The organism is Frankia sp. EI5c (assembly GCF_001636565.1).
Taxonomy (GTDB): domain Bacteria; phylum Actinomycetota; class Actinomycetes; order Frankiales; family Frankiaceae; genus Parafrankia.
This window is the reverse complement of sequence record NZ_LRTK01000076.1, coordinates 35996-49459: the sequence shown is the minus strand read 5'-3', so window position 1 is coordinate 49459 and position 13464 is coordinate 35996. Positions and strand designations below refer to the sequence as shown.

The window sequence follows — 13464 nt, the reverse complement described above, 5'->3', positions numbered from 1 at the left end:
CGCCCATACCGCTCCAGGAACCCGAACGTCGACAACGGCTCGAAAATCGACGTCCACACCGTGTTGTAGTTCACCGACGACGCCATCACCGCCACCAGCGCCTCACCCGGCCCCAGCTCCGGCGTCGCCACCTCATCCACATGCAACGACTCCCGCGGATCCTTGTCCCGCGACGCCCGCCCCTCGAACAACCCCACCTCGTCCTTGCGCACCACCACCCCCCGGTACGACTCCGGCACCGGCAGGGCCGCGAACTCGGCCCGCCGCGCCGCCGAGGGCTCCCCGGCCGTCATGATCGCGTCGAGAACGTGCTTCATGTTCGATCTACCTCCGGCTGTCGTGAACTGAGGGGTGTCGGTGTGGGTCGCGACGCGATAGAACTTCTGGGACAACCTTGGAGGCTCGGCGCGCGTCAGACGTTCTGTGACCGCGCCCATGACAGTCGTGGAAGGGTGGCGACCCGTGCCTGCGCGGAGCGACGCCACCCGTAGCGCTGTCGCGCGCGATGCCGACGCCGCTCTGACGGCGCTCTACTCCGAGCACTACCGGTCCCTCGTCCGTCTCGCCGCACTGCTGCTGGATGACATCGGACTGTGCGAGGAGGTCGTCCAGGACGCCTACATCCGGGTGCACGGGGCCTGGGGCCGCCTGCAGGACAGGGACAAGGCACTGGCCTACCTCCGTCAGACGGTGGTCAATCTCGCACGATCGACCCTCCGTCGTCGACTGGTTGCTCTCAAGCACGCTCCCAAGCCGATGCCCGACGCGGCGAGCGCGGAGGAGGGGGCCTACTCTCTGGTTGAACGGGCCGCCGTGGTCCAGGCACTGCGCGAGCTGCCCAGACGGCAACGAGAGGCGGTCGTGCTCCGCTACTACGCGGACATGTCGGAGGCTGACGCCGCCGCGGTCATGGGATGCAGCGTCGGGTCGGTCAAGGCCTACACGTCACGAGGGCTCTCGGCGCTGAGCGGCAAGCTGGAGGGCCTGCGGTGAACGGCGGGCTCGAACCCGAGGAGCTCACCCGGCTTCTGCGGGCGGCGGTGGAACCGGTGCGCCCGTCCCCGGACGCGTTGCGGCAGATCCGGGCCGGTGTGGAGCGTCGTCGCTGGTGGCGGCTGCCGCTGATGGCCACCGGCGGCGTGGTGATGGCCGGGCTGATCGCGCTGGCCTTCGTCGCGGTGCGCCCGCATCCCTCCTCGAACCAGGTCGTCGAGCCGGCCGCTCCGCCGCTGGTGACCTCCTCGATCATGGAGCCGAACCCGCCGGCGACGTCGCGCCCGCCCGGCTCCGGCAGCGGCTCGGGTGGCTCCGGTGGCGGGTCGGGCGGTTCCACGACCCGCCGCCCGTCCACCTCCCCGCCGCCGACCACCGCGACGACACCGCCGGAGACGAGCCCGTCGAGCCCGACCGCGAGTTCGACGACGGGGTCGGGAGGCGCCGCCTCCGCCGATCTGCCGACCGCGGTCACCCGGCCGGCGGGCGCGAACGACGTCGACGGTGACGGCAGCCCCGACCAGGTTCGGCTCAATGGCACGAAGGTGGAGGTCGCCTTCTCCCGCGGTGGGTCGGCCGCGGTCGACCTGCCGGGCCTGCAGCTGCCGGCGGTGCGCGCGGTGGTGGACGCGAACGGGGACGGGTTCGCCGAGATCCTGGTCCGCACGGCCAGCCGGGACGGGATCGACGACTACGTCCTGCTGCGTTACGCGGCTCGCGGGGTCATCTCCCAGGCCACCCCCGCGGCGGGCCTCCGGCTGGCGGCCGGCGTGCGCGACGACGGCGGCTTCGGGTTCCGCNGCGACGAGAACGGGCTGCGCGTCATCTCCGGGACGTCGTCGGACGGCGCGGACTTCCAGATCGTCACCACGCCCGTCCAGATCACGCCGGACGGGCTGGTCGCGGGGCAGGCCGTCCGCACCCAGGCGACCGCGGCGAGCGCCAACGCGCAGTTCCTCGCGGCCTGCGGCACCTTTTCCTGACCCGGCCCGTTCCTGACCCGGCCCGGCCCGTCTCCCTGGCCCGGCCCGTCTCCCTGATCTGTCCGGCTCGTCCCGAACCGCCCTGGCGTGCCCGCGTCGGGCGGCGGGATGTTCGTCACACCCCCCGGCCGGGGAGCGGTCCGGAGGCTGGCGTCCCCGGCGCGCGGATCAAGATCACGTTATTGTGGCAGGGAGAGTTCCCAGTTTCTCCCCCCGGCGCGCCGTGGCGCGGCCGCGCCCGGTACCCGTGAACCTCCAGGAGGCGTCCATGCCCGGTTCTGTCATCGTGGCCGGTGCCCGCACCCCGATCGGCAAGCTCTCCGGCGCCCTCAAGGACTTCACCGCCGTCGAGCTCGGCGGAATCGCCATCGCCGGCGCCCTGAAGCGCGCCGGGCTGTCTCCCGAGGCCGTCCAGTACGTGATCATGGGGCAGGTGATCCAGGCGGGGTCGGGCCAGGCGGCCGCCCGGCACGCCGCGGCGAAGGCCGGGGTTCCGCTGACCGTGCCGGCGATGACCCTCAACAAGGTCTGCCTCTCCGGCCTGAACGCCATCGCGCTCGCCGACACCTACATCAACGCCGGTGAGTTCGACGTCGTCGTCGCCGGCGGCATGGAGTCGATGACCCGGGCACCGCACCTGATCCCGGCGCTGCGCCCGGGCGTGAAGTACGGCGACACCACCGTCACCGACTCCATCGCGGCCGACGCGCTGAACTGCGGCTTCGACCAGGTGTCGATGGGTACCGTGACCGACCGCTACAACAGCCGCTACGACATCACCCGCGCGCAGCAGGACGAGTTCAGCGCCCTGTCGCACCAGCGGGCGGCCGCGGCGGCGAAGAACGGGCTGTTCGAGAACGAGATCGTGCCGATCGAGGTGCCGCAGCGCCGCGGTGAGCCGGTCGTCGTCAGCGCCGACGAGGGTGTGCGCGGCGACACCACCGCCGAGAGCCTGGCGAGGCTGCGCGCCGCGTTCGTCGACGGGGGCACGATCACCGCCGGCAACGCCTCCCAGATCTCCGACGGCGCGGCCGCGGTGATCGTCGCCAGCCGGGCCAAGGCCGAGGAGCTGGGCCTGCCGATCCTGGCCGAGGTGGGCCACGCCGGCTACGTCGCCGGGCCGGACAACTCCCTGCAGTCGCAGCCGGCCGAGGCCATCAAGGCGGCGCTGGCGAAGGAGAAGCTGACCCCGGCCGACCTCGACCTGGTCGAGATCAACGAGGCGTTCGCCGCTGTCGGCATCCAGTCGCTCCGGGAGCTCGGGATCAGCACCGACATCACCAACGTCAACGGCGGCGCGATCGCGATCGGGCACCCGGTCGGCATGTCCGGCGCCCGGATCGCGCTGACCCTGGCGCTTGAGCTGCAGCGGCGGGGCGGCGGTGTCGGCGCGGCCGCGCTGTGCGGCGGCGGCGGGCAGGGCGACGCGCTGATCCTGCGCGTCCCGGCCTGACCGTGGGCTCCGCGGGGGTGCGGCCCGTGCGGATGTCCGCGCGGGCCGACCCGGCGGAGCTGACCGCCGCCGCGCTGGCGGGCGACCGCCGCGCGGTGGCCCGCCTGATCTCCCTCGTCGAGGACTCGTCCGCCGCCCTGCGCGAGGTCAGCGCCCTGCTGGCCCCGCACACGGGCCGGGCGCGGGTGATCGGGCTGACCGGGGCACCCGGGGTGGGGAAATCGACCTCGACCTCGGCGCTGGTCCGCGCCTACCGGGCGCGGGGCCAGCGGGTGGGGGTGCTCGCCATCGACCCGAGCTCCCCGTTCACCGGCGGCGCCCTGCTGGGCGACCGGGTCCGGATGGTCGAGCACACCGGCGACCCGGACGTCTTCGTCCGTTCGCTGGCGACCCGGGGCAACCTGGGCGGCCTGTCCTGGGCGACCCCGCAGGCCCTGCGGGTCCTGGACGCCGCCGGCTTCGACGTCGTGCTGGTGGAGACCGTCGGCGTCGGCCAGGCGGAGGTGGATGTAGCCGCCCTCGCGGACACGACGCTGGTCCTGCTGGCACCGGGCATGGGCGACGGCATCCAGGCCGCCAAGGCGGGGATCATGGAGATCGCCGACATCCTGGTCGTCAACAAGGCGGACCGCCCCGGGGCGGACCACACCTACCGGGACCTCGTGGGAGCGCTGCGACTGGCCGGCCCGGCCCGCTGGCGGCCCGAGGTCATGCGCCTGGACGCGGTCAGCGGCCAGGGCCTGCCCGAGTTGCTGGCCGCCATCGACCGGCACCAGAGCTGGCTGGAGTCCGAGGGCGCGCTGCGCGCGGGCCGGCTGCGGCGCGCGTCCGAGGAGATCTCCCAGATCGCGCTGGCGGGCCTGCGGGCCCGGCTGGGTGACCTTGACGACGGCCACCGGCTGGCCGAGCTCGCCGCGCGGGTGGCCGACGGCAGCCTTGACCCCTACAGCGCCGCCGACACTCTCCTGAGCCAGCTCAGGACGGCTTCCCCCGCAGGCCCGACCCCCTGAGGCCCGGGCTCAGCCGGCTGAGCCCGGGCTCAGCCGGCCGTGCGCTCGGGGGCGGTGCGCTCGGAAGCGGTGAGCTGGGAGGTCGCGGCGATCAGGGTCGTGATGTCCAACGGCGTCCCGAGGACCTGCGTGGCGCCGGCGCGGCGCAGGCGGGTCCACTCGTCCGGATCGGCGTCGGCGGCGAGGACCAGTGCCGGCACCATTCCGGCCACCGGGTCGGCCGCGAGCCGGGGGAGCAGGTCCACCGCGGTCACGTCCGGCATGTCGCGGTCGAGCAGCACCAGGGACGGGCGGGCCCGCCGGATCGCCTCGACCGCCAGCGCGCCGCGCGGCACGCTGATGGTGTCGGCCCCGAGCGCGCTGGCCAGCGCGTCGGTGATGAGCTCGCGCATCCCGGGATCTCCGCNGACGTGGACCACGCGCAGGCCACCGGGTTCGAGCTGCTGCTCGCCGGGCGCCTCCTCCGGGTCCTCGTCCGCGTTGTCGTACCGGATGTCGACGGCGTCGAGGACCACGGCGAAGACACTGCCCACCCCGGGCCTGCTGGCCACCGTCAGGACACCGCCCATCGCCGTCACGAGGGCGTGCGAGAGGGCGAGGCCCAGCCCGCTCCCTTCGACGCCGGTGTCCTCCGCGCCGAGCCGCTCGAACGGCCGGAACAGCCGGGACAGCGCGGACGGCGAGAGGCCGACCCCGTCGTCCTCCACCTCGATGCGGATCCGTGACCCCGTCACCGGGACGATGCCGACCCGGACGCTGCCGCCTTCCCGGCCGTACTTGAGCGCGTTGCCGATCAGGTTGAGCAGAACCTGCCAGAGCCGGCGCCGGTCGGCGTCGGCGATGAGCGGCCGGGCCGGGTGGATGACCCGCCGGATGCCGCGGCGCTCCGCCAGCGGCTCCACCAGCTCCACCACCCCCTGGACGATGTCCAGGACGTTCACCGGGCCCTTGTTGATGTCCCCCCGGCCGGCCCGCAGCCGGGCCAGGTCGAGGACGTCGTCGATGAGGGCCTGCATGTGCCGGCCGCCGGTGATGATGCGCTCGACGTCCTCGTGCAGGTCGGGCGTCAGCGGCTCCAGCTCCAGGAGCTGGGCGAAGCCGAGCATCGCGTTCAGCGGCGTGCGCAGCTCGTGCCCGAGCCGGGCGACGAACTCGTCCTTGGAGCGCGAGTCCGCCTCGGCCGCGCTGCGTGCTCGGGCGTCGACCGTGTCGCGCGCGACGATGACGATCCCGCCGGCGGGATCCAGCCGGGCCGTCACCGCGTAGGGGGCCACCGCCCCGCCCGCGTCGACCAGCCGGACGGTGCCCCGCCACACCCCACCCCGGGTCAGCGCCTGCGAGACCGGGTTGGCCAGGTCGGCCCGCGAGGCGGGCTCCACCACGCTCGACAGCTCGTGCAGGTGCGGCGCGGGGCCCACCCGGTCGGCGAGGAACGCGCGCGCGCTGGAGCTGAGCTCGCGGACGCGTCCGTCCGCGCCGACGATCACCACCAGGTCCGTCAGCGTGTCGAGGAGGGTACTCAGCCCCACCTAAGCCTCGTCCGTCTCGTCATAAATCTGCATCCACCCCACGGCGGGTCATGGTAGGGCTTACTGTCAGCGGGCGTTGTCCCGGGTTTGGCTGAGGCGGGTTGCGTCCCGGACTTTGTCGACGTCCGGTGACGAACCGACTCCGCAGAAGTGTAGGCGCCCGGTGTGGGCCGGCCGTGGTAGGTCTGTCGCATGCTTGTTGCTTTCAGCGTCACTCCGGTCGGTGTCGGCGAGGATGTCGCGGCTCCGGTCGCCGCGGCCGTCCGGGTCGTGCGCGACTCCGGGCTGCCCAACGAGACCAACGCGATGTTCACCATGGTCGAAGGTGAGTGGGCCGAGGTCCTGGAGGTCGTGCGGCAGGCCACCGAGGCCGTCGCGGCCCAGTGCGGGCGGGTGAGCCTGGTGCTCAAGGCCGACATCCGGCCCGGTGTCAGCGATGCGCTCCACGGCAAGGTGGCGAGCCTGGAACGGCATCTCGCCGACGGCTGAGCCGGCCCCGCGTGCCGCCNCCGCGGTGTCCGTCCTGAGTGGTCTCAGGGTGGTCGCCTGTTCCCGGGGGCTCGGCTTGGCGTCCGGGCCGGCCCTCAACGGCTCTGAAGGGGCTCTGAAGGGGCTCAGAACGGGCTCTGAGCCGTGTCTGAGCTCTTTCCGAGCACTGCCCGAGCGCCGGGCCGGGAGTCGGCCGGGAATCGGCACGGGCTCGGCTGAGGGCCGGCGAGGGGGCGGCAGGGGCCGGCCACACGCGAAAAAAGTCGCCCGGCGGCACCCGACCCGCTACCGCCGGGTGTAACGATGGAACCATGCAGCGGAGGTCACCTGTCCCACCCGGCCCGCAGCGCAGGGGCGGGCCGGGCCGAATGCCCGACTCTCTCGGCGGGCTGCGGCTCGCCGGCGCCGTTCCCCTCGACCCCAGGCCCGCCCCCCCGCCGCCCCCCGCCGGGCAGCCGGGTCCGGGCGCGGCGCCGCCCGCCGGTGCCGGCGGCCCGGTCGTCGTGGACGTGACGGAGGCGACGTTCGCCACCGAGGTCGTGAACCGCTCCATGGAGGTGCCCGTCGTCCTCGACTTCTGGGCGTCGTGGTGCGGGCCCTGCAAGCAGCTCAGCCCCGTCCTGGAGCGGCTGGCGGCGGCCGACGGCGGTCGCTGGGTGCTCGCCAAGGTCGATGTGGACGCCAACCCCGGCCTGGCACAGGCCGCCGGGGTGCAGGGGATCCCCGCGGTCAAGGCGGTGGTGGGCGGCCGGATCGTCGGTGAGTTCACCGGGGCCATCCCCGAGCGCGAGGCGCGGGCCTGGCTGGACCAGCTGCTCAGCGCGGTCGGGGAGCTGCCGGGCGGGCCGGGCGGCGAGCCCCCGGCGCCGCACCTCGCCGCGGCCCAGGAGGCGATGGCCGCCGGTGACCTGGAGGCCGCGGCCGAGGCATACAAGGCCCAGCTCGCCGAGGCCCCGGCCGATCCGGAGGCCACCATCGGGCTGGCCCGGGTGGCGCTGCTGCGCCGGGTGAGCGGCTACGACGCCGGCTGGCTGCGCCAGCGGCTCGCGGCCGACCCGTACGACGTCGAGGCCGGGCTGGCGGTCGCCGACCTGACGGTGGCCCAGGGCGACCCGGCCACCGCCTTCGACCGGCTGGTGGAGCTCGTCCGCCGGACCTCCGGGGAGGACCGGGAGCGGGTGCGCGCGCATCTGGTCGAGCTCTTCAAGGCGCTGGGCGACGACGAGCCGGCGGTCGCCCCCGCGCGGCGGGCTCTCGCGGCGGCGCTGTTCTGACGCGCTGTTCTGGCGCGCTGTTCTGACGATGGCCGGGCGCCTGGCAGGTGCCGGCGGGGCGGTCCCAGTGCCCCCGCCCGGGCCGGCACCTGCCCGGGCCGGGGCACCTGCCAGGGCCCGCCGGTCTCAGCCGGCGGGTGACTCCTGCGGGTCGTACAGGAACCAGATGGTGCCCAGCGGGGGCAGTGTGAGTGTCGCCGAGGCCGGCAGCCCGTGGGAGGGTTCCGGCAGCGCCGTCACCGCGCCCAGGTTGCCCATGCCGCCGCCGCCGTAGTCGAGCGCGTCGGTGTTGAGGATCTCGCGCCAGCGGCCGGCGAACGGCAGCCCGAGGCGGTGGCCGACATGGCCGACACCGGCGAAGTTCGTCACGCAGGCGAGCACCTGATCGCCGTCGGCCGACCAGCGGGCGAACGCGAGGACGTTGCTCTCCGCGTCGTTCGCGTCGATCCACGAGAACCCGCTGGGCTCGGTGTCGCGCTCCCACAGCGCCGGGGCCCGGAGATAGGCGTGGTTGAGGTCCCGCACGAGCTGCGCCNCCCCGCCGTGCCCGGGGTCGTCGAGCAGGTGCCAGTCCAGGGTGGTGGCCTCGCTCCACTCGTTGTCCTGGGCGAACTCGCAGCCCATGAACAGCAGCTGCTTGCCCGGGTGGGCCCACATGTAGCCGTACAGGGCCCGCAGGTTGGCCAGCTGGGTCCGCCGGTCGCCCGGCATCTTCCGCAGCAGTGAGCCCTTGCCGTGCACCACCTCGTCGTGGCTGAACGGCAGGATGAAGTTCTCGGAGTAGGCGTACATCATCGAGAACGTCATCTGATGGTGGTGGTAGGTGCGGAACACCGGTGCCCTCGACGAGTAGTCCAGGGTGTCGTGCATCCAGCCCATGTTCCACTTGAAGCCGAAGCCCAGGCCGCCGAGGTGGGTCGGGCGGGTCACCCCCGGCCAGGCCGTGGACTCCTCCGCGATCATCATCGCGCCGGGCACAACCCGGTAGACGGTGGCGTTGACCTCCTGCAGGAACTCGACCGCCTCCAGGTTCTCCCGGCCGCCGTGGCGGTTCGGCGTCCAGGCGCCGGAGGGCCGCGAGTAGTCCAGGTAGAGCATCGAGGCGACGGCGTCGACCCGCAGCGCGTCCACATGGAACTCCTGCAGCCAGTACAGCGCGTTGGCCACCAGGAAGTTGCGGACCTCGGNACGTCCGAAGTCGAACACGTAGGTTCCCCAGTCNGGCTGTTCGCCGCGGCGGGGGTCCGGGTGTTCGTAGAGCGGGGCGCCGTCGAAACGGCCGAGCGCGAAGGCATCCCGGGGGAAGTGCGCGGGCACCCAGTCGACGATCACGCCGATACCGGCGGCGTGCAGGGCGTCGACGAGGTGGCGGAAGTCGTCCGGGCTGCCGAAGCGCGAGGTCGGGGCGTAGTAGGACGTGACCTGGTAGCCCCAGGAACCGCCGAACGGGTGCTCGGCGACGGGGAGGAACTCGACGTGGGTGAAGCCGTTCTCCACCAGGTACTCGGGCAGCGTCTCGGCGAGCTCCCGGTAGCTCAGCCCGCGCCGCCACGAACCAAGGTGGATCTCGTAGATGCTGATCGGGGCCGCGTGCCAGGCGGTGGCCGCACGCCTCTCCAGCCAGGCCGCGTCCTGCCAGGTGTAGTGCGACTCGGTGACCACGCTGGCGGTGGCCGGTGGCCGCTCGGTCGCGAAGGCGAGCGGGTCCGCCTTCTGCCGCCACACGCTGTCGACCCCGAGGATCTCGTACTTGTAGCGGGTGCCCGCCTCGACCCCGGGCACGAACAGCTCCCAGACGCCGGACGAGCCCAGTGAGCGCATCGGCAGGCCGCGGCCGTCCCAGAAGTCGAAGTCACCGACCACCNGCACGCCACGGGCGTTCGGGGCCCACACCGCGAAGCTGACCCCCGGCACGGCCCGCTGGCGGCCGGCGACGTCCAGCCGGCGGACATGTGCGCCGAGAACCGTCCAGAGCTGCTCGTGCCGGCCCTCCCCGATCAGGTGCAGGTCCATCTCACCGAGCGTCGGGGCGTGTCGGTAGGGGTCGTCGACGACGTGGGTCGAGTGGGGGTAGCTGACCTCGAACTGGTAGTCGGCCGGCGTGCCGGGGACGACGGTGGCGAACACCCCGCCGCTGTGCAGTCGGATCATCGGGTGGCGGGCGCCGGCCACGAGCGCGGTGACGGCCCTCGCGTCGGGACGCAGCGCGCGCAGGACCGTCCAGTCGCCGGCGGGATGTGCCCCGAGAATGCCGTGCGGGTCGGGGTGGGCGCCACCGACCAGGCGGTCGAGCTCCTCGCGCGGCAGGTCGACCGCGGGGGCGCTGGCCGGGTCCGGCGCCGCGGGCCGCTCCGCCACGGCGATGTCGGTGGGTCGGGACAGGCGCACCGTTTCGGGGCGCCCGTTCACGGACCCGTGCCGTCCCAGGTCGTCGGGATCGTCCACTACGGCCACCTGTCCTTCTGTCTGTCGTCGTCGAGGTCTCGTCGTCGAGATCCCCTTCCGGCCGCGGCCGAAGCCGCCGCCTGCGCCGTCGCGCCGCCGTCCGCCGCGGCCGGGCCGCGCCGGGTCGCGGTCAGGTCGCGCTGTCCGAGCCCTCGAGGGCCGCCGCCACACTCCGTCCCGCGGGGGCGGCGGTGAGCCGGGCGACCGACCGCAGCGGGATGCCGATCCAACCTGGCCGGTGGCGTGCCTCGTACAGCACCTCGTAGACGGCCTTGTCCAGTTCGAGCGCGCGCAGCAGCGCCCCGCCGTCCCGCGGATCGGCGCCGGACTGGGCGCCGTACCCCCGGCAGAACGCGTCGCGGTTGCGCTCGGCCCACTCCAGCGCGCGGTAGGCCAGCGCCGGCTCGTCCTGCCGTTCCAGCAGCATCGACTGGGCCGCGTAGTCGAACGAGCGCAGCATGCCCGCGACGTCGCGCAGCGGGGACTCCAGCACCGTGCGCTCGGAGACCGGCCGGGCCGGTTCGCCCTCGAAGTCGAACAGCACCCACCCGGACTCGACCCGCAGCACCTGGCCCAGGTGCAGATCGCCGTGGATGCGCTGGAACGGGGCCGGATGGTCGGTGGAGCGGACCTCGTCGTAGGCGGACCGCAGCGCCGCCTCGAACGGCGCCAGCTCGGCCAGGGCCGCCAGCGCGCCGTCGAGCCGCCGGTGCAGGTAGTCGGCGACCTCGCCGAGCGCGGCGGCGTCGGCCGGCCGGGTCGGGAGCGCGGCGGCCAGATCGCGGTGCACCTGCGCGGTGGCGGCGCCGAGGCGCTCGGCCTCGGCGGCGAAGTCACCTCCCACCTCGTCGGCGTGCAGGTCGCCCTCGGCATAGAGGTCGCGCACGCTGGCGAGCGCCAGCAGCCAACCCTCGGCACCGGTGCGCAGGAAGTCCTGCATGAACGCGAACGTGGTCGGTACCCCGGAGAGCTGGCCGGACAGCCAGGCGACCGGCCGCGCGACGTGGTCGCTGCCGGCCCGCGCCAGCACCCGGGTGATCTCCAGGTCGGGGTTCATGCCCGGCCACAGCCGGCGGAAGACCTTCAGGATGTACGCCTCGCCGTAGACGATCGAGGTGTTCGACTGCTCGGCCCCCACCGGGCGCGCCGGGAGGTCCTCCTCCGCCAGGGTCTCCACGGTGGTCGCGGTCAGACCCTCGCGGCTCGCGCCGTGCCGCAGGTAGGCCAGCAGGGCGGCGTTGCCGTCGGCGTCACGCAGGCCGTCGTAGACCACACCGGTGGACAGCTCGCCGATCAGGAAGCCCTCGTGGCCGAAGGGCGAGTCCTCCCGGATGACCAGCGGCACCTGGTAGTAGTCGCTCGGCCCGCCGTCGTCGAAGCCGACCCTGACGACGAGCATGCGCAGCACCATGCCCGTGGCCGGGTCGGGGCTCAGGCGGACGTCCTGCTCGACGTGCGGCCGTCCGCCTGGGCGGCCCTTGCCCGCGAACCACCGCTGCCGCGGCAGCCAGTCCGCGAGCAGGGCCGCGAGCTCCGAGTGCTGGTCCGTCATGCTCGACCTCCCTGCGCGCACTCCCTGCGCGTCGCGTCGTCCTCGTCGCCGGCGGGACAGATCGTGGCGTCCAGTCTCTTTCACTACCGAGGCGGGCGTCGAGACCGAACCCGGCAGGTGCCGGGCGGCGCTGCCGGCCCGCCTATTGGGTGAATTCCCCCGAAGCAGTCAGCGCGAACCAGTAGTGCCCGTGGCCGGGCAGGGTCAGCAGGTACGGGAGCTCGCCGACCGGTGGGAAGTGCACCCGGCCGAGCAGCTCGACCGGCACCAGCCCCGAGAAGCGGCGCAGGTCCAGCTCGACGGGCTGCGCGAACCGGGAGAGGTTGGCGACGCACAGTACGCGGTCATCACCGAACTCGCGGACGAACGCGAACACCGACGGGTTGGACGCTCCGAGCTCCTCGTAAGTACCCAGGCCGAAGACGNGGTGCCGTTTGCGGACCTCGATCATCCGCTTCGTCCAGGACAGGAACGACGTCGACATCCGCTGTTCGGCCTCGACGTTCAGCGCCTGGTAGCCGTAGACCGGGTCCATGATCACCGGCAGGTAGAGGCGGGCCGGGTCGGTGGTCGAGAAGCCGGCGTTGCGGTCCGGGGACCACTGCATCGGGGTGCGCACACCGTCCCGGTCGCCGAGATAGATGTTGTCTCCCATACCGATCTCGTCGCCGTAGTACAGCACCGGGCTGCCGGGCAGGGAGAGCAGCAGGGCGGTGAACAGCTCCATCTGGTCGCGGCTGTTGTCCAGCAGCGGGGCGAGCCGGCGGCGGATCCCGATGTTCGCCTTCATACGCGGGTCCTTCGCGTACTCGGCGTACATGTAGTCGCGCTCCTCGTCGGTGACCATCTCCAGGGTCAGCTCGTCGTGGTTGCGCAGGAAGATCCCCCACTGACAGTTCGGCGGGATCTCCGGGGTCTGGGCCAGGATCTCCGAGATCGGGTAGCGCGACTCCCGGCGCACCGCCATGAAGATTCGGGGCATCAGCGGGAAGTGGAAGGCCATGTGGCACTCGTCGTCGTTGCCGAAGTACTGGACGACGTCCGACGGCCACTGGTTCGCCTCGGCGAGCATCACCCGGTCCGCGTACTTGGCGTCGATCTCCTTGCGGACGCGGCGCAGGTACTCGTGGGTCTCCGGCAGGTTCTCCCCGTTCGTGCCCTCACGCACGTACAGGTAGGGGACGGCGTCCAGCCGGAACCCGTCGAGGCCCAGGTCGAGCCAGAAGCGCAGGACCTCCAGCATCGCCTCCTGGACGTCCGGGTTGTCGTAGTTGAGGTCGGGCTGGTGGGAGAAGAAGCGGTGCCAGTAGTACTGGCCGCGGACGGGGTCCCAGGTCCAGTTCGACTTCTCGGTGTCGACGAAGATGATCCGCGCGTCCGGGAACTTGTCGTCGGTGTCGGACCAGACGTAGAAGTCGCCGTACGGGCCGTCGGGGTCCGACCGGGACGCCTGGAACCACGGGTGCTCGTCCGAGGTGTGGTTCATCACCAGGTCGGCGATGATCCGGATGCCGCGCTTGTGGGCCTCGTCGACGAGGTTCACGAAGTCGCCCAGGTCACCGAACTCCGGCAGGATCTGGAAGTAGTCGGCGATGTCGTACCCGCCGTCACGCAGCGGCGAGGAGTAGATCGGCAGCAGCCAGAGGCAGTCGACGCCGAGCCACTCCAGGTAGTCCAGCTTGCCGACCAGACCGCGCAGGTCACCGGTGCCGTCACCGTTGGAGTCGGCGAAGCCN

General features: G+C 72.9%; 8 protein-coding genes and 7 pseudogenes. 5 read left to right on the top strand and 10 right to left on the bottom strand.

Annotated elements, in window-relative coordinates:
• A pseudogene (locus UG55_RS22095) lies at positions 1–317 on the bottom strand (crotonyl-CoA carboxylase/reductase); the annotation flags it as partial.
• Positions 318–435: 118 nt separating this feature from the next.
• Between UG55_RS22095 and UG55_RS22090 the strand changes: the two are divergent.
• From UG55_RS22090 to meaB, 3 genes are all read left to right on the top strand, one after another.
• Positions 436–993: a SigE family RNA polymerase sigma factor gene (locus UG55_RS22090; protein WP_066072586.1), complete on the top strand. Its 558-nt coding sequence runs from the start codon at positions 436–438 to the stop codon at positions 991–993.
• A gap of 1251 nt (positions 994–2244) precedes the next feature.
• Positions 2245–3429 (top strand): acetyl-CoA C-acetyltransferase, encoded by a 1185-nt coding sequence (locus UG55_RS22080; RefSeq protein WP_066072569.1) that lies wholly within the window; start codon positions 2245–2247, stop codon positions 3427–3429.
• Positions 3430–3461: 32 nt separating this feature from the next.
• Positions 3462–4439, top strand: coding sequence for a methylmalonyl Co-A mutase-associated GTPase MeaB (meaB, locus tag UG55_RS22075; RefSeq protein WP_066072583.1), 978 nt, complete (start codon positions 3462–3464; stop codon positions 4437–4439).
• Positions 4440–4468: 29 nt separating this feature from the next.
• Here meaB and UG55_RS41735 read toward each other — a convergent pair whose 3' ends face one another.
• Together UG55_RS41735 and UG55_RS22070 are read right to left on the bottom strand one after the other, a co-directional pair.
• On the bottom strand, positions 4469–4831 hold the full coding sequence (locus UG55_RS41735) for a two-component system response regulator (protein WP_396230972.1): 363 nt from the start codon (positions 4829–4831) through the stop codon (positions 4469–4471).
• A gap of 15 nt (positions 4832–4846) precedes the next feature.
• The coding region (locus UG55_RS22070) for a HAMP domain-containing sensor histidine kinase (RefSeq protein WP_242424933.1) at positions 4847–5968 on the bottom strand (1122 nt) is incomplete at its 3' end.
• 192 nt (positions 5969–6160) lie between these two features.
• On the opposite strand from UG55_RS22070, the gene UG55_RS22065 reads away from it, so the two are divergent.
• Together UG55_RS22065 and UG55_RS22060 are read left to right on the top strand one after the other, a co-directional pair.
• Complete coding sequence (locus tag UG55_RS22065) at positions 6161–6457, top strand: thiamine-binding protein (RefSeq protein ID WP_066072561.1); 297 nt, start codon at positions 6161–6163, stop codon at positions 6455–6457.
• 368 nt (positions 6458–6825) lie between these two features.
• Positions 6826–7731, top strand: a complete 906-nt coding sequence (locus tag UG55_RS22060; RefSeq protein WP_066072556.1) for a tetratricopeptide repeat protein — start codon at positions 6826–6828, stop codon at positions 7729–7731.
• 126 nt (positions 7732–7857) lie between these two features.
• Here the strand turns inward: UG55_RS22060 and UG55_RS41730 are convergent.
• From UG55_RS41730 to treS, 7 genes and pseudogenes are all read right to left on the bottom strand, one after another.
• Positions 7858–8266, bottom strand: a pseudogene (locus UG55_RS41730) (alpha amylase C-terminal domain-containing protein); the annotation flags it as partial.
• A gap of 1 nt (position 8267) precedes the next feature.
• Positions 8268–8918: pseudogene (locus UG55_RS41725) on the bottom strand (1,4-alpha-glucan branching enzyme); the annotation flags it as partial.
• Positions 8919–8953: 35 nt separating this feature from the next.
• Positions 8954–9595: pseudogene (locus UG55_RS41715) on the bottom strand (alpha-amylase family glycosyl hydrolase); the annotation flags it as partial.
• Position 9596: 1 nt separating this feature from the next.
• Positions 9597–10176 (bottom strand): annotated as a pseudogene (locus UG55_RS41710) (1,4-alpha-glucan branching enzyme); the annotation flags it as partial.
• Between the two features lie 130 nt (positions 10177–10306).
• Complete coding sequence (locus tag UG55_RS22050; protein ID WP_066072550.1) at positions 10307–11728, bottom strand: maltokinase N-terminal cap-like domain-containing protein; 1422 nt, start codon at positions 11726–11728, stop codon at positions 10307–10309.
• 142 nt (positions 11729–11870) lie between these two features.
• Positions 11871–12153, bottom strand: a pseudogene (locus tag UG55_RS41705) (alpha-glucosidase C-terminal domain-containing protein); the annotation flags it as partial.
• A gap of 1 nt (position 12154) precedes the next feature.
• Positions 12155–13463, bottom strand: a pseudogene (gene treS / locus UG55_RS22045) (maltose alpha-D-glucosyltransferase); the annotation flags it as partial.
• Position 13464 lies beyond the last annotated feature (1 nt).

Bases quoted from the DNA above. Each gene is read 5' to 3' on its own strand.
- UG55_RS22090 (WP_066072586.1), top strand. From the start codon at position 436: ATGACAGTCGTGGAAGGGTGGCGACCCGTGCCTGCGCGGAGCGACGCC.
- UG55_RS22080 (WP_066072569.1), top strand. From the start codon at position 2,245: ATGCCCGGTTCTGTCATCGTGGCCGGTGCCCGCACCCCGATCGGCAAG.
- meaB (WP_066072583.1), top strand. From the start codon at position 3,462: ATGTCCGCGCGGGCCGACCCGGCGGAGCTGACCGCCGCCGCGCTGGCG.
- UG55_RS41735 (WP_396230972.1), bottom strand. From the start codon at position 4,831: ATGCGCGAGCTCATCACCGACGCGCTGGCCAGCGCGCTCGGGGCCGAC.
- UG55_RS22065 (WP_066072561.1), top strand. From the start codon at position 6,161: ATGCTTGTTGCTTTCAGCGTCACTCCGGTCGGTGTCGGCGAGGATGTC.
- UG55_RS22060 (WP_066072556.1), top strand. From the start codon at position 6,826: ATGCCCGACTCTCTCGGCGGGCTGCGGCTCGCCGGCGCCGTTCCCCTC.
- UG55_RS22050 (WP_066072550.1), bottom strand. From the start codon at position 11,728: ATGACGGACCAGCACTCGGAGCTCGCGGCCCTGCTCGCGGACTGGCTG.